Here is a 15608-nt window from a genome sequence, read left to right on the forward strand (position 1 = left end):
TCACCCGCCCCGCCAACCAGGTTGGTCCCTCTTTTCAATAGTGCTCGCCATTGCTGTAGTAGGCGCTCTTGACCAAAGGTATCACCTGCACCACCACATAGGTCTGCTCCCCCAGCACCCGTTTCAAATGGCACGTGATAAGGCGCGCGGCGGCGTCCTGCATCTCCTGCGGCCGCTCGAACCAGTGCAGCTCGACAAACGGAAAACCCGTCTCTGGCTCACCGTTGCGTATCCAGCAACTCTCCACCCGCTCCATGGTGACAAACTCCGGCTTGCCGCCGGTCAGCTCGCAAAGCTCGGCCAGCAGCGGGCCACTCACCTGTTGCAGGGTATCGAGCGCCACGGCGCGAAAACGAAGATGGGGCATGGCAAACCTCTTGGTTATCTGAAATGAGGACTTATCATAGGGGTTATTGTCAGCAAGAGAAGTCACCCGGCGCATATTAAGGATCCCCATGAGATTTCATCGCCCCCTCTTTGCCTTCCTGCTCTGCCTGCTGCTACCGCTGCACGCCTTTGCCGATCCCGCCTTCTATCGGGTGAGCAAGGGCAACCAGCAACACTGGCTGCTGGGCTCCATCCATGCGGGCAAGCCTGCCCTCTATCCGCTGCCCGAGCCGGTGGAGCGTGCCTGGCTGCAGAGTCGCGCACTGGTGATGGAGGTGGACATGAACAGAATCACGCCGGATCAGTGGCAACAGACCGGCTCCCTCACCCGACTGGTGGATGGCAAACCGCTCAAGGATCATCTGCCTGCCGAACTCTATCAACGCACCCTGATGGCGGGGGCCCGCTATGGCATCGACGAGGCGACCCTCGCCACCCTGCGCCCCTGGTTTGCCGCCATTACCCTGACCCAGGCCGCTATGGCCCGCTCCGACTTCAAGAGTGAACTCGGGATAGACCAGCACTTTGCCACCCGGGCCGCCAAAGAGGGCAAACCGGTGGTGGGCTTTGAAACCCTGCTGGAGCAGCTCGGTTATCTGGCCAGCGTGGGTGACAACCAGACCCTGATGCTCGCCAGCACCCTGGATGAGCTACCGATGCTGGAGAGTGGTTTCGCCGCCGTGATGAAGGCGTGGCAGCAGGGAGATGAGGCGACGCTGATCAATCTGCTCAAGGAGGAGATGGCCCCGCCCGCGCTACAAAGCTGGATGGAGCAGACCCTGCTGGCCGAGCGCAACCATAACTGGCTGAAGAAATGGTCCACCCTGCCCAACGAGAGCTTTATCGTGGTAGGCGCCCTGCACCTTTACGGCGAGCAGGGGTTGCTGGCGTTGCTGGAGCAGCAAGGGTGGCGCATTACCCCGCTCACCACACCGAGCCCTGTGCAGGCTCTGTCACAAGGAGTCCAGTGAGAACGATCACAGATCGAGCTGGTTATTAAACAACCTGCAAGGGAGTTGATCGGGATCATCCCGGACGGGGCAAAGAGGTATTTATCATGCCTGTCATCAACCGGGTGACAGGAGCAATAAAATGGACTTTTGGCTGGACCTGATGTTTGGCAACAGCGTGGGATTGATGTCGATGCTGGTGATTATCGGCACCTTCTTGCTCATCAGCTCTTACGCGGCCTACTTCATCTACAAGGTGATGCACTCGCAACCGCCTCATTCACAGCAACCCCATTCTCAACAGCCCAAAGAGGGAAAATAATCCTCTGACCACAGGCGGCAGCTCACACTGACCGCCTGTGCTGTTTTATGGTTCGCGACTGTGATTCCCGGGCCTGGCTGCACCAGTGTCCATGCTGGGTGCCCCTTATCCGCTCCCCCTTTCCCCGTTTTCTGTGCCGGTTACGACCGTTATAATGGCCCCCACTTTTTCTTATGGGGAGCCTGCCGTGTCTCATAACGACGAACTCTCGCTATTTATGAATGAAGTGGCCGACGTGCGGCCCATTCGCAGCGACAACATCCATCCCCATGCGGCCAAATCCGCCCCGACCGAGGCGCAGCTCGCTCGCCGTCAGGCTGCCACCGCCGAGCAACTCGCCCTCGACCACCTCACCATGGAGGCCATCGAGATGCGCGATCCGCACGAAATCGTCGGCTTCAAACGCGATGGGGTGCAGGAGGGGGTCTACAAGAAGCTGCGGCTCGGCAAATATGAGCTGCAGGCCAGCCTGGACTTGCACCAGAAAACCCTCAATGAGGCGCGCCAGACGCTGGTGCAGTTCATTGCGGATTGTGAACTCCGGGATATCCGCTGTCTGCTGATCCTGCACGGCAAGGGGGAGCGCAGCACCCCGCGCGCCCTGCTGAAAAGCTATGTCAGCGCCTGGTTGCCGCAACTGCCCGCCGTCATGGCGATCCACAGCGCCGAGCGTCGCCACGGCGGCAGCGGTGCTCTATACGTGCTGCTGCGTAAAAGCGAACGCAAAAAAGCGGAAAACCGCGAACGGCACCAAAAGCGGCTCGGCTAATCCGCGTTTCGCCCCCACGCCTTTGACCCACCTGCATGATGGTGGTCAACGATGCGGCGGTGGTGTTAGCATCGAACGGCCCCGATCATGCCAGGTACGGGGCGGCATACCATCAGGGACGATAACAAGGACAATCCCATGTCATATCAAAAGCTTGAACATCAGCAGCAGCAGATCCACCGCTTTAGCCACCTCGCCGCCATCTGCGGCTGGGATCAGGCGGCCATGATGCCGGAAGGGGGCAATGATGCCCGCGCCGAAGCGATGGCCGAACTCGGTCTGCTGATCCACCAGAAGCGCACCGCTCCCGAGCTGGGCGACTGGATTGCCAAGGCCGAGAGTGAGCCGCTGGATGAAGTGCAACGGGCCAACCTCGGCGAGATCAAGCGCCAGTGGCAAGATGCCAGCCTGCTGCCCGGTGAGCTGGTCGAAGCGCTGTCGCTCGCTGGCAGCAAGTGCGAGCACGCCTGGCGCAGCCAGCGCAAGAACAACGACTGGGCCGGTTTTGCCCCCAATCTCGAGGAGGTGGTGAAACTCTCCCGTGAAGTAGCGCAACTGCGGGCCGATGCGCTTGACGTGCGCCCCTACGACGCCATGCTGGCCCTCTATGAGCCGGGCATGACCAGTGCACGGCTCGATCAGATCTTCGGCGATCTCGCCAACTGGCTGCCGGCTCTTATCCAGACCGTGAGTGAACAGCAGAAGGGCGATGCCCTGCTGCTGCCGCAAGGCCCCTTCCCCATCCCGACCCAGCAGGCACTCGGTCAGGAGGTGATGGGACTGCTCGGCTTTGATTTCGCCCACGGCCGGCTCGATGTGAGCAGTCACCCCTTCTGCGGCGGCGTGCCGACCGACGTGCGGATCACTACCCGCTATAACGAGCAGGAGTTTGTCTCCAGCCTGATGGGCATAGTGCACGAGACCGGTCACGCCCGTTATGAGCAGGGGCTGCCGCGCCATCTGCTGGGTCAGCCGGTGGCCGAGGCCCGCTCCATGGCGATCCACGAGAGTCAGAGCCTGTTTTGCGAGATGCAGCTGGGGCATCATCCGGCCTTCCTCGCGCTGCTGGCACCACGCATTCGTCACCACTTCGGCGAACAGGCGGCGTTTGCGCCGGACAATCTGGCCAAGCTCTACAGCCGGGTCGAGCCGGGCTTTATCCGGGTCGATGCGGACGAGGTGACCTATCCGGCCCACGTTATTCTGCGCTACGAGCTGGAGCGCGATCTGGTTGAAGGGAAGATCGAGGTGGCCGACATCCCCGAGCTGTGGGATGCCAAGATGCAGCAGTGGCTGGGGCTCTCCACCAAGGGCAACTACCGCAATGGCTGCATGCAGGATATTCACTGGACCGACGGCTCGTTCGGCTACTTCCCGAGCTACACCCTGGGCGCCATGTATGCCGCCCAGCTGCGCTTTGCCCTCGAGAAAGAGCTGGGCAGCATGGGTGAGGTGATCGCGGCGGGCCGCCTGCCGGAAATCTTCGGCTGGCTCGGACGCAACATCTGGTCACAAGGGAGCCTGCACAGCACCGACGAGCTGGTGCGCCGCGCCACTGGTGAAGCGCTCAACCCGCACTGGCTGCGCCAGCATCTGGAACAGCGCTACCTGAAGTAATGAGCGCAGTAAGCTAACAGCAGAACGGGGCCCTTTTTAGTTGACCACTACAGGGCCCCGTTTTTATGGCGGTTCATTTTTATGGCGGTGTATGGCACAGCACGCCGTCACGGCAATGCTGTAAAAAGAGAAGGTTCAGAGGGGGTCCGGGGAACCCAGCAACTCGCGCAGTTGCAGGATATTGCCCTCCGGGTCGAAGGCGTTGCGCACCACAAAGCCGGGCCCTGTCCACTGCTGTGGCAGCAAACCGCCGCCGAGATCCGCCGCCTTCGCTTCCGCCCAGGCGAGGCTGGAGACGGTGAAGAACAGCTTGATGGCCCCCTCTTCCCGCAGTGCCGGCGGCCGCTTGATAACAACTTGCCCGGCATAAGGCTCGGGAATGGCGTGGATCAGCAGCTGGATATCGCTGTTTTCCAGCACCACCAACTGCTCATCCTGACTGCAGACCACCATCTGCAGCAAGGTACGGTAAAAGTGGGTCAGCAGGCCCGGATCCTTGGCATAGATCAGGGCACCGGCGCGAGCGGGGCCTGGCATGGAGCACTCCTCAACAGTGAACGGCTGGGTGGACAGATCTCCACCATCTCACAGTTGCGCGCCCCATTCGATCCTTTTTAGCGGCTCGCCAGCCTCACTGCACAAAGTGCCACTGCCGCAGTGCCAGTGTCGGCGGCGGCCCCTGATCTTCGCCCAAATCTGCCATGCCCAGCGCCTCGTCATAGTGCACACCGCCCGCGCCACTCTCGGTCAGGTGTTTTGCCCGCACCGCCCCGTACAGACCGCCACTTCCGCTGATCTTCATCTCGGTGAGCGGGGCATAGAGGGCGGCATAAAGCGGCGTATTGCCCGACAGCTTGATCCCATCCTTGCCGCTATAGGCGGAATAGATGGAGATAGCAGGCGTACCGCCAGCAGTCAGCCCCTGCTTGGCTGCCGTCACCTCGGCTCCGGCCCCGAGATCGACCTTGCCGCTGACGATCAGGGTCAGGCTGCTCCCCTCGCTCACCGTCAACTTGTTGCTGCCAGTCATGGTGAAATCCTTGTCGATCAGCAGCACCACATCCCCCTTGATGGTGAGACTGGCATCGGCCCCCATATTGAGGCTGTCGAGCTTGTAAACGGTCTGCTCCTTGCCAAACAGCTCCCCCTTGCCGGGTAGCGGCAGCCCGGGCTTATGCTGGTTGCTGCTGGTGACCGAGCCAGTGGCGGGATCCGTGGTCAGCACCATCTGCTGGGTGGCCCCAAGCGTCAACGGGCCATTAATAGGCAATGTTGCAGGGGGGAACGATTTGGGCAGCGCGGCCACATTGAGTGGGTCACACACCTGTCCGGCCACGGGTGGCAGCTTGGGGTGAGTGCGGTACTGGGGATCCAGATACTTCTGGTTCGCCTGATCTTTAAAAAAGCCAGCACCACCATAACTGAGTTTGCCGCTGTCGATGCTGGTACCCCAGTCCATGGAGACATTACCGTTGACCGCCACCTGACCACCGATGCGCCCCCCTTTCAGGGTCAAACTACCGCCCCCTTTCACATTGCCGGAGACCCGGACAATCTTGTCCGAAGAGGGGGAGATAATGACGTCACTCCCGGCATTCACGTTGCCTGAGATGGGAGAAGATCCGTTGAGGGTCACGGTACCTGTTGCCCGCACATCGCCCCAAATTGGCGAATTACCGTCGAGCACTACATTGGCCTTGTCACTGACGGTCGCCACCTTGGCATTCTGCTTAATGTTGGTGCCGCCATATTTGCCCTTGCGCGAGTCGTAGCTGTCGATAAAACCGCTACCGGAGAGGCTGAGCCCTTCGCATGCCACCACCGAGTCCTGAAAGATCAGATTGCCCGGCTCGCGCTTTAGGGCAAACAGGGCATTGAGGCTGGCATTTCCCTCCAGATAGCGGCCATGGCTCTGCAACGCCAGCTTGCTGCCGGCGGAGGCATCCAGCTGTTCGATGCTAAAGCGGCTGCCCGCCATGGCCCCTTCGCCCTTGCTTGGCACCTTCTGCACCAGCCGCTCCCACTCTATCCGCGGTTCGGCGCCAAGGGCCTGATGCAGGGCTCGATAACTCTCGTTCATCCCCTGCTCGGCACTGAGCTGCGCATTGATCTTCTTGTGAAAATTGCCGCTAAGGCGGGTCTGCAACTGGTTCTCCTGAATGCTGGTAAACACCAGCAGACTCGACAGCAGGCTCACTACCAGCACCACCAGCAGTACGGCTCCCCGCTGCCCCTGCAATCCCTTGTTCATCCCGCTCCCCCTGCTGTAGCGTTGGCACCGGATGTGGCCAACGCTGCTGCCCAGACCGCCTTGCGGCGGGCCACCTGCACCTCTACTCCCGGTGCCAGATAGCTCGGCAGCCCTTCGGGCAAGATGCGGATATTGACCAGTGCACCCTGCTGGCCGAATTCAAGATCCTGAAGATGGGCCAGCAACAGGCGCGGACCATCTCCGTCATCACAACTGAGCACCGGCGGTGTGAAGCGGTACTGCTCGGTAAAATCGGCGGTTTTCTGGTTGCCAAGGCAGGAGAGCACCTGACTGCCACCTTCCACCTTGAAAGCCAGCGTCAGACGATCAGGGGTGACGGCTATCAGCTGATCCGCCTGCTTGATGCTGTTGGTAAAGGTGAGGGTGGCAAAGCGCAGCACTTCGTTCGCCTGCTCCAGCGCCTTGCTCTGCTCGACCGTGCTCTTGATCGGGGCGTAACCGGCAAAAATCGCCAGCATCAGCATCAGACCGAGCACCATGGAGATCATCAGCTCGACGAGACTGACGCCTCGTTGCCGTGAGGGGACGCTTAGCATAAAGGCGGAAATCCTGCGTTCAGCTCCACCCGCTTGGCGCCGGAGACCCGCTCATCCTGCCACTCGATAGCGACCACAAAGTTGTCGCTATAACGGTTCGGTAGCACCAGCCGGTGGCCATCCTGCAGGGTGAAGCGGGCAAGAAAATCGGCCTGGGTGAACCGCTCGGGCTTGCGCTGCACTTCACACAACGAGCTCCAGATCTGCTCCACGCTGTTGCTAGCCTCGATCGTGGCCAGGGTGCTCTGCAAGCTGTAATGCGCCTGCTGCAACGAGACCACCTGCCCCTTGGCGAGACCGAGAAACACCATCACCGCCAACACCATGGAGACCATGATCTCCACCAGATTGAAGCCCTGCTGGCGGGCAAGTGCGGCGTGTCTCATGAGCAGCTCCCTTGCAGCAGCTGGCCGCTCGGGGCCACGCAGAGCACCCGCTGCTCACCGAGGCGATTGGCCAGAATGATCTCGGCGTGGCTGCTGCTGCCGGTTGGCGCGATCTGGATGGGGTCAAACGGCTTGATCACCACTCCGCCTGCAGGTGCTGCCGCCTGACGCAGCAACTTGCTGTCAGCCATCACCTCCCAGCCACCGTTCTCGGTGCCCTGCAGCACCACCGGCAGGGTCAGCTTGACCGCTTCACTGCGGGCAAAACGATAGGCAGACGCGAGTTCGGTCGCACTGCGATCGAGCCGTTCGGCCGCAAGGCGCTGACTCATGGAGGGCAACCCGACCAATAGCAAGATGGCGGCGATGCCGACCGTGATCATCAACTCAATCAGAGTAAATCCACGCACATTCATCTTATGATCCCCAGCAGTCATGGCGATTGGCCGCGCGATAACCGGTCTGATCGAGGGTCAGAGTGCCGCACTCATCCTGTTGTCGCGTCGTTGGAATGGCTTTGAGCAGGTAGTCGCCAGCATCTTGCTGGCTGTAGCTGAACTGGTAGAAATCCGTGTTGGAAGGGGTGGCAAACGTGTCGGGATAACGGCCCTGTTGGGTATAGATACGTTCGAGGGCGAGCGCCTGCTCCAGCAATTGCTGCTGCGCTTCGTAACGACGTCCCTGTTGCAGATAACCCTGATACGCTGGCAACGCGATGGCCGCGAGAATGCTGACAACCGTCATGGCGATCAACAACTCGATCAGACTAAACCCCCGGCAATGGGGCCATGCCTTACAGTCGTTCACTTATCATCCTTGGCAAGTGTTGTTGTTATTGGTCGGCCCTGGGCCGCAAATGCGATGACTTAATAATCATCAAAAATTAACTGACTCGATTGAACAACACAAAATCGCCACACTCAATGTAAAAAAGATAATTATGTGATCTATTATTAATTTTTAAGCAGTTTTCACCGCCACTAATCTCGCTAAGCAAATAAAGCTAGGCCAATCGACATCCGTTATGCCCCCTTCTGTCGAGCCGCGATACATGGACAACAACGGAGCGAAGAGTGAAACCCAACCGTGCAACGAAAGAGTAAAAAAACCTTTCGCCAATTTTTGCTATCCCTGTCCGTTTCTGGCTAGTCATGGCCCCCGAGCCCCCTTACTCTCTTGCCATCTATTCCAGCAAAGCCGCCAACACCATGAATGCAAAACCCAGCCCAGAGTCGTCACCGAATGAGGTGAGCAACACCCTCAGCCGCGAGCAGTGCCATGCCGCACGGCTCGCTCGCGACGCTCGCTTTGATGGCCGCTTCTTTACCGGCGTGCTCTCGACCGGCATCTACTGCCGGCCAGTCTGCCCGGCACGGCCACCGCACGAGCACAATGTGCGCTACTTCCAAAGCGCCGCAGCTGCCGAGCAGTATGGGCTGCGACCCTGCCTGCGCTGCCGCCCCGAGCTGGCCCCCGCCGCCCGTGGCGATCTGCCGGTTGAACTGGCTCGTCTGCTGGCGCGTATCGATCGCGGCGAGCTGGCAGACAGCACGCTCGCCGAACTGGCCGCGGAGAGCGGTATCAGTGAGCGCACCCTGCGCCGCCAGTTCGAGGCATACCTTGGCGCCTCACCAAAACAGGTGGAGCAGACGCGCCGCCTGCTGCTCGCGAAACGACTGCTGACCGAAACCGGGCTGCCCATCACCGACATCGCGTTTGCCGCTGGCTTTGCCAGCATCCGCCGCTTCAATGACGCTTGGCTCAACGCCTACGGACTGGCCCCGCGCACCCTGCGCCAACAAGAGGATCATGCGCCAGAGCACATGAGCGTGCAGCCGCGCGGCGCAACCCTGACGCTGCAACTGCCCTACCGCCCCCCGTATGACGTGGCGGCCATGCTGGCATTCTACCGGCTGCGAGCTATCCCCGGGCTGGAGCGGGTAGATGGCGAGGTGTATGAGCGACGCTACCGGGTCGGCGATCGGGTCGCGCTGGTGCGCATCGCGCAGGGCAAGGGGCACAGCCTGCAACTCACAGTCCATGATCTGCCGCTCGCAGCACTGCCCGATCTGCTCTATCGGGTGCGCAGGATGTGGGACCTCGATGCCGACATGCAGCGGATCGGCGATCAGCTCGGTCAGGATCCGCTACTGGGCCGTTTGCAGACACGCTGGCCCGGCGTGCGGCTGCCGGGTGGCTGGGACGAATACGAGGTGATGCTGCGCGCCATCGTCGGCCAACAGGTCTCGGTCAAGGGAGCCATCACCATACTCGGGCGACTGGTGGCGCGCACCGAGGCGCAATACGGGGTGGCGCAACTACCGACCCCCGCCCAGTTGTGCGAACTCGATCTCGACGGCATCGGCATGCCCGGCAGCCGCATTCGTACCCTGCGTGGCGTGGCGCAGGCGCTGGCCAGCGGCGAGCTGACCCTCACGACAGCCAGTGATGAGCATTTGCTGGCACTACCGGGCATAGGCCCCTGGACGGTCGCTTACTGGCGGCTGCGCTGCGGGATGGATACCGATGCCTTCCCCGCTTCCGATCTGGTGCTGCAAAAGGCACTCGGAGGCGGCACCAAGCTGCAGGTGAAGGAGGTGTTGACGCAAAGCGCAGCATGGCAGCCATGGCGCAGCTATGCGGCCAGCTGGCTGTGGCACGCCATGAGCGAAGCGCCCGATTTGCTGCTCCGTGCCACTGGCAACGAACAACAGCCAGATACCCAACAACAGGAGATAACCCCATGATCCGCTACGATATCCTGCCGACCCGCTGCGGCGATCTGCTGGTTGCCATCAACAAGCATGGTCTGGTGCATGTGGACTTTGTGGCGGGCCTGCGGGCACTGCCCGATATGAGTGGCTGGCAGCAAGATCACGAAGCGCTGGCTCCCTTCCTCGCCGAATTTGACGCCTATTTTGCCGGTCGCTTGCAGCGCTTCACCCTGCCCCTTGCCGCCCGTGGCACCGCCTTTCAGCAGGCGGTATGGCAAGCGCTGTGCAACATCCCCTACGGCGAGACCCGCAGCTACAGCGATATTGCCCGCGCCATCGGCAAACCCGATGCGGTGCGGGCGGTGGGTGCGGCGAATGGCCGCAATCCGCTCTCGATCATCGTCCCCTGCCATCGGGTGATCGGCCAAAACGGCAGCCTGACCGGCTATGCGGGGGGATTGGAGATCAAAAAAGCGCTGCTGGCGCTGGAGAGGGGCAATTAAAGGGAGGTGGGCGATTAAAGGAGTCTGAGTAGAGCGCCTGCGATAAAAAATTGCCCCTTTCCTGACTGAGAAAGGGGCTCATTGATCAGCGTTTCAGGCTGCCCATCACATGCATTTCGCAGCGGTTACAGTCAAAACGCAGGCGGAAGGTATCTTTACCCATCTTGAGCTCCAGCGGCTCGGCCTTGAGACCGGGCACCTCGTTTGGGCAGAGGTTCTGGCTATAGCGGATACAGTGTTTGGTGATCATCAGCACCACTTCCCGCTCCTCCTTGTTCGCCTCATAAGCGGGCGCGATGCGCTCCACCCCATGCTCGCGGAAGAACTGTTCGGCCGCGCTGTTCAGCACATTGCCAAGGTAGGAGAGACGGTGCTGGGGATAGCTGATATCCCGCAGGGCGATACGTCGCTCGGGGCGCTGGTAGCTGGCCACTCGCGCCACCTCCAGCGCGGCGATGCCGTCCCGGCGCAAACCGTTGAGCTGTGATGCGGCGATAAATAGCGGGTGAGTGAATGCCAACTCAATCTTGCGCGCCACAAACAGGGTATTGCCGAGTTTGCCAAGCTGATCCCGCGCCTGCTGCAGCGCCCGCTCCGGGTTGTCGGCAGGCTGTTTGTCACAAGGCAGGGTCACTGCGGCACTGATGCCCTGCTCGTCGGTGAGCGTGAGGCTCACGCCCTCATCGCACTCTGCCAGCACCATATCGACCCGGATGCGACGATCCGCGCTCGCCTTCTCCAGCATCTTGCTGAACGCCTGATCGTGGTTGCGGTAGATTTCTGTCCCCACCTTCAACCCCGGCATGCGTTCAGACAGGAGTAACTGCTTACCTTCGACCTTGTTGAGGCGCATCCCCACCAGCTCGTTGTTCGGCTTGAAGAAGCCGAGTCCGTCGCCGTTGTTGAGAGTGACCTGTTTGCCATCGATCTCGATACCGTCACGGGTCACCTTGGTGACACGCCCCAGCGGTTCACCCACATATTTCGGGCTCTTGGTGGAGTCGATCCCCTGCTGGCGGCCATGGAGGAAATAGTCGGTGCTGCCGCGGTTGAAGCTCTTCTTGGGGTCAGGCGTGAAGCTGTAGCTGCAACGACCCGCCGAAGCGGCCACCAGATCGCTGCGACTATCCAGAATGGCGTCGAGCTTCTGGCGATACCAGGCGGTAACGTTCTTGACGTAATCGAGCCCCTTGAGACGCCCCTCGATCTTGAAGGAGCGGATCCCCGCCTCGATCAAGGCCTCCAGGTTGTCGGTCTGATCCATATCCTTGAGTGACAGCAGGTGGCTGTCGGCCACCAGCACTTCACCATCCGGCTTTTGCAGTGAGCAGGGCAGGCGACAGAGCTGGGCACACTCGCCGCGGTTGGCACTGCGGCCGGTACGGGCATGGCTGATGTTGCACTGGCCACTGTAGGAGACGCAGAGCGCGCCGTGGATAAAGAACTCCAGCTGCACATTGGTCGCCGCACTGATCTCGCGGATCTGCGCAAGAGACAGTTCGCGCGCCAGCACCACCTGAGAGAAACCCACATCCTGCAGAAACTTCACCTTCTCTGGCGTACGGTTGTCGGTCTGGGTACTGGCATGGAGCGCGATGGGAGGCAAATCCAGCGCCAGCAGCCCCATATCCTGCACGATGAGCGCATCGGCACCGGCTTCGTAGATCTGGTGGGTCAGCCGCCGGGCCTGCTCCAGCTCATGATCGTGCAGCAGGGTGTTGAAGGCGACAAAGACCTGGGCGCCGAAACGGTGGGCGTGACGTGCCAGCGCTTCGATATCCTCGATGGAGTTGCCCGCCGCACTGCGGGCGCCAAAGGCAGGGCCACCAATGTAGACGGCATCGGCGCCATGGTTGATGGCTTCGATGCCGTAGGCGAGGTTCTTGGCCGGAGCCAGCAGCTCCAACCGGTTGTTGTGGCTTAACGGGTGCTTGTTCTGGTGCATGGTCTCGGGATCAGGGCGGACAGCAAATGGGCGCTACTCTAGCCCATTCACCGCCTGCGTGCCTTGATCCCGCTTAAGGTATCCGCAAAATGCAGGATTAGATAACCACCTTGAGTGCCAGTCCCAGCAGCACCAAGCCACTCACCTTATCGATCACAAAGGATTTGGCTTTAAGCCACGCCAGCACTGGCCCGCGCGAGAGCACCAGCGCCACCAGCACGTACCAGACGGCATCGATCCCGCCAGCGGTGAGCATCATGATGCCCCCTTCGCTCCAGCCGGTATCGGCCCGCACAAACTGACTGAACAGAGCGATGAAGAAGACCGCCAGCTGCGGGTTGAGGAAGGCCACCATAAAGCCTTCAAAGGCCCCCTGCCGACCGCGCAACTGATGTACCTCTTCATTCCCTTCTTCACTGGCTGGTTTTGCCAGCAGGGCTTTCACCCCGAGCCAGGCAAGAAATGCGGCGCCACCATAGCGGATCAGATCAAACAGGATCGGAGTCTGGGTGATCATGATGGAGAGGCCAAGCGCGGTGACCAGCGCATAGATACCAACACCGAGGCCGTGGCCAAGCGCGGTGGCGACGCCGTGCCCCTGCCCACCCTGCACAGTGTTGCGGATGATCAGCGCCAGACTCGGCCCCGGGCTGATGGCGCCCATCACGCAGATTGTGGCCAGTGCCAGCCAACTCGTCAGTTCCATGCATTTCCTCTTTATATGCTCGATATGATGACCTGCATTCAGGGTACGGGCTGAGCCATTATGCCAGTAGTGAAAGTTATGAATAGATTCCATAACCAATGGCTATGGCACCACACAACTGACTGCGGCTAACCGCCGAGACCGAGCAGCTTGCGACTCTCGCCGACGGTACGTTGCAGGTGATCCCGCAGGAATGGGTAGGCCAGCTCGCGAAACCAGCGGTGGGCCGGATCCTGATGGTGGCGCTGATGCCACAGCAGATGATACTGCTGGTCGCGGGTAGCAAATGGCAGATCGACAAAGGTGAGCTCATGGCCGCAGGAGAGCTGCCAGGCGATATGAGCAGGGGTGGTCATCAGGCAATCGGTGCGCAGCAACACCTCCACTGCCGCCTGAAAGAAGGGGACTCTGGCAAACCAGCGCCGACTCAGTCCCTGCGGCGCCAATACCTGCTCCACCGGGCTGTCCTTGTCGCCACCGCCACTCACCTGCAGGTGAGGCCAGGCGAGATAGTCATCGAGATTAAGCGTCTTGCCTGCCAACGGGTGGTGACGTCCCATCAGCACCGCCAGCCGATCTTCCCCCTGATGCAGACCGCGTATCTGCTCCGGTACCTGCTCGGTGATGGTAGAGACCAGATCCAGCTCGGACTGCCACAGCTGCGGCAGCTGACGTTTGTCCCACAGGCTGTACTCCAGCGCCGCCAACGGCGCCTCTTTGGCGAGCGCGGCACAGATATCGGGCAGGATATGCTGGGCCACATAATCGGAGGAGGCGAGCCGAAATACCCGCTCGCAGCGGCTCGGGTCAAACCCGGGGGCCTCGTAGAGCCGCTCCAGCGCACCGAGAGAATCCGCCAGCTGGGCGGCCAGCGCTTCGGCACGCGGCGTCAGCAGCCAGCGTTGCCCCTCCCGCACCAGCAACTCGTCGTCAAACTCGCTGCGCAACTGGGCAAGCTGCTTGCTGATGGAGGGCTGACTCAGGTGCAGCAGCTCGGCGGCGCGGCTGATATTACGGGTCTCCAGCAGTACCTTGAGGGTCGGCAACAAGTTGAGATTGGCTCTGAGCAAGGAGATACCCTCATCGGTGGTGAAACGCCTATCTTAGGGCAGAGGAGTCCCGCGTTTTAAGCAAAATTTCCAGCCATGCTCAGCACGTTGCAGCCCTTTGCGACCAGATGGCACAGCTGAGCCCCCCGCACATAACCATGACCACAAGATGACAGTGGTTGTCTCGTACGGCATAATTGCACGATTTTCCGCCCGCGGGCGATCCACTTTGAGAAGCGGTAACAAGATGAAATACGCCAATATCACCGGCTGGGGCAAATGCCTGCCTCCCTCTGTGCTGACCAACGACGACCTCAGCACCATCATGGATACGTCAGACGAGTGGATCTATCCGCGCACCGGCATCAAGGCCCGCCGGATCTCCCATGTCAGCACCTCGGATCTCGCCACCCTAGCCGGTCGCCGCGCACTGGCCTGCGCCGGTCTGGAAGCGAGCGATCTCGATGGCATCATCCTGGCTACCGCCACCCCGGACAACCTGCTGCCAAGCGCCGCCTCTGCGGTGCAAAAGAAGCTGGGCGCAGTCAACGCTGCCGTATTCGACCTCAACGCGGCCTGCACCGGTTTTGTCTACTCCCTCTCCGTCGCCACCTCGCTGGTGCAGACCGGCATGATGAAGAAGGTGCTGGTGATCGGCGCCGAGCGCCTCACCTACCTGCTGGACTGGGCACGCCGCGATACCGCCGTGCTGTTTGGCGACGGGGCAGGTGCCGTGGTGATCGAGGCAAGCGAACAGGAGTGTGGCCTGATCGCCAACAAGCTGGGCTGTGACAGCGAAGCCCGGGAGATCCTGCACGTACCGAACTTCGGTACTGATCGGGTGCGTTTTGCCGATATCGATGGGCTGTTCACCTTCAACTTCGAAGGTCCGGAGATCTTCAAACGCGCCGTACGCGGCATGGGTGAAGCCACCAGCACAGTGCTGGCGCAGGCCGGTATTGCGCCGGAGCAGGTCGACCTGATCGTGCCGCACCAGGCCAATATCCGCATCATCGAGACCCTCGCCAAGCGGATGAATGCGCCGATGGAGAAGGTGATGGTCAACATCGAAAACTATGGCAACACCTCCGCAGCCACTGTGCCCATCGCCCTGTGCGAAGCGCTGGAGCAGGGCCGCGTCAAGCCGAACTCCTATCTGCTGACCGCTGCCTTCGGTGCCGGTCTGACATGGGGAGCCGCCATCATCAAGTGGGGCGATCGCGTCACCCCCATCAAGGCGTGCGATGCTGAACTCCCCCCATGCGACAAGAGCGCGCTGGAGCTCATCGCCCACGCCGTGGAAGGTTGCCAGAAGGCTCACGCCAACGAGGCGTGATCCTCATCAGGAGCCTGAATCCTCAGGCTCCTTCTCTCCTTTTCATCCCCACCTAGCTCTTCCCCCCACTTCGCAAGCCACTTGATACGGCAATCGCTGATACAAACAACTCCGAT

The 15608-nt window shown here is 60.9% G+C and carries 17 protein-coding genes; 7 read left to right on the plus strand and 10 right to left on the minus strand.

Translation table 11 applies throughout. The features are described from left to right. Window positions 1-34: 34 nt before the first annotated feature. Complete coding sequence (locus tag VF684_RS00625; protein WP_139440003.1) at window positions 35-367, minus strand: DUF1904 family protein; 333 nt, start codon at window positions 365-367, stop codon at window positions 35-37. 88 nt (window positions 368-455) lie between these two features. Here VF684_RS00625 and VF684_RS00630 point away from each other — a divergent pair, with 88 nt between their 5' ends. From VF684_RS00630 to VF684_RS00645, 4 genes are all read left to right on the plus strand, one after another. Further along, window positions 456-1358, plus strand: a complete 903-nt coding sequence (locus VF684_RS00630) for a TraB/GumN family protein (RefSeq protein WP_376898911.1) — start codon at window positions 456-458, stop codon at window positions 1356-1358. A 121-nt stretch (window positions 1359-1479) separates the two neighbouring features. Further along, window positions 1480-1659 carry a DUF3149 domain-containing protein gene (locus VF684_RS00635; protein ID WP_005338733.1) on the plus strand — a complete coding sequence of 60 codons (180 nt, stop codon included), beginning with the start codon at window positions 1480-1482 and terminating at the stop codon, window positions 1657-1659. A 187-nt stretch (window positions 1660-1846) separates the two neighbouring features. Further along, window positions 1847-2428 (plus strand): DNA endonuclease SmrA, encoded by a 582-nt coding sequence (gene smrA, locus VF684_RS00640; RefSeq protein WP_139440001.1) that lies wholly within the window; start codon window positions 1847-1849, stop codon window positions 2426-2428. Between the two features lie 138 nt (window positions 2429-2566). After that, window positions 2567-4045 (plus strand): carboxypeptidase M32, encoded by a 1479-nt coding sequence (locus VF684_RS00645; protein WP_376898913.1) that lies wholly within the window; start codon window positions 2567-2569, stop codon window positions 4043-4045. 135 nt (window positions 4046-4180) lie between these two features. Here VF684_RS00645 and VF684_RS00650 read toward each other — a convergent pair whose 3' ends face one another. From VF684_RS00650 to VF684_RS00675, 6 genes are all read right to left on the minus strand, one after another. Further along, entirely contained in the window at window positions 4181-4582 is a 402-nt protein-coding gene (locus tag VF684_RS00650; protein WP_005338740.1) for a VOC family protein, read from the minus strand. Between the two features lie 94 nt (window positions 4583-4676). After that, complete coding sequence (locus VF684_RS00655; RefSeq protein WP_139439999.1) at window positions 4677-6296, minus strand: DUF7305 domain-containing protein; 1620 nt, start codon at window positions 6294-6296, stop codon at window positions 4677-4679. Next, window positions 6293-6853, minus strand: coding sequence for a PilW family protein (locus tag VF684_RS00660; protein ID WP_005338746.1), 561 nt, complete (start codon window positions 6851-6853; stop codon window positions 6293-6295). The genes VF684_RS00655 and VF684_RS00660 overlap by 4 nt, the downstream gene beginning before the upstream one ends. After that, on the minus strand, window positions 6847-7239 hold the full coding sequence (locus VF684_RS00665) for a type IV pilus modification PilV family protein (RefSeq protein ID WP_005358533.1): 393 nt from the start codon (window positions 7237-7239) through the stop codon (window positions 6847-6849). Before VF684_RS00665 ends, VF684_RS00660 begins: the two co-directional genes overlap by 7 nt. Next, a complete protein-coding gene (locus VF684_RS00670) occupies window positions 7236-7655 on the minus strand; it encodes a GspH/FimT family pseudopilin (protein ID WP_005338751.1) in 420 nt (139 codons plus the stop codon). Before VF684_RS00670 ends, VF684_RS00665 begins: the two co-directional genes overlap by 4 nt. Window position 7656: 1 nt before the next feature. Further along, entirely contained in the window at window positions 7657-8046 is a 390-nt protein-coding gene (locus VF684_RS00675; RefSeq protein ID WP_005343572.1) for a type IV pilin protein, read from the minus strand. Between the two features lie 401 nt (window positions 8047-8447). Here VF684_RS00675 and VF684_RS00680 point away from each other — a divergent pair, with 401 nt between their 5' ends. Beyond that, a complete protein-coding gene (locus VF684_RS00680) occupies window positions 8448-9986 on the plus strand; it encodes an AlkA N-terminal domain-containing protein (protein ID WP_139439997.1) in 1539 nt (512 codons plus the stop codon). After that, on the plus strand, window positions 9983-10456 hold the full coding sequence (locus VF684_RS00685) for a methylated-DNA--[protein]-cysteine S-methyltransferase (protein ID WP_139439996.1): 474 nt from the start codon (window positions 9983-9985) through the stop codon (window positions 10454-10456). The genes VF684_RS00680 and VF684_RS00685 overlap by 4 nt, the downstream gene beginning before the upstream one ends. Window positions 10457-10541: 85 nt before the next feature. Here the strand turns inward: VF684_RS00685 and VF684_RS00690 are convergent, their stop codons facing one another. The 3 genes from VF684_RS00690 to VF684_RS00700 form a co-directional block, all read right to left on the minus strand. Continuing rightward, on the minus strand, window positions 10542-12401 hold the full coding sequence (locus VF684_RS00690) for a peptidase U32 family protein (RefSeq protein ID WP_139439995.1): 1860 nt from the start codon (window positions 12399-12401) through the stop codon (window positions 10542-10544). 97 nt (window positions 12402-12498) lie between these two features. After that, the gene (locus VF684_RS00695) at window positions 12499-13107 is read right to left on the minus strand and encodes a LysE family translocator (RefSeq protein WP_162516135.1); all 609 of its coding nucleotides are present in this window, start codon (window positions 13105-13107) and stop codon (window positions 12499-12501) included. Between the two features lie 128 nt (window positions 13108-13235). Beyond that, the gene (locus tag VF684_RS00700) at window positions 13236-14177 is read right to left on the minus strand and encodes a LysR family transcriptional regulator (protein ID WP_139439993.1); all 942 of its coding nucleotides are present in this window, start codon (window positions 14175-14177) and stop codon (window positions 13236-13238) included. 226 nt (window positions 14178-14403) lie between these two features. Here VF684_RS00700 and VF684_RS00705 point away from each other — a divergent pair, with 226 nt between their 5' ends. Further along, window positions 14404-15492, plus strand: a complete 1089-nt coding sequence (locus VF684_RS00705) for a ketoacyl-ACP synthase III (RefSeq protein WP_021230362.1) — start codon at window positions 14404-14406, stop codon at window positions 15490-15492. The last annotated feature ends 116 nt before the right edge of the window (window positions 15493-15608 follow it).

Origin of the sequence: Aeromonas sp. Lyrl_2, assembly GCF_051948815.1 — a bacterium.
In the GTDB taxonomy this organism is placed as follows: Bacteria; Pseudomonadota; Gammaproteobacteria; order Enterobacterales; family Aeromonadaceae; genus Aeromonas; species Aeromonas veronii.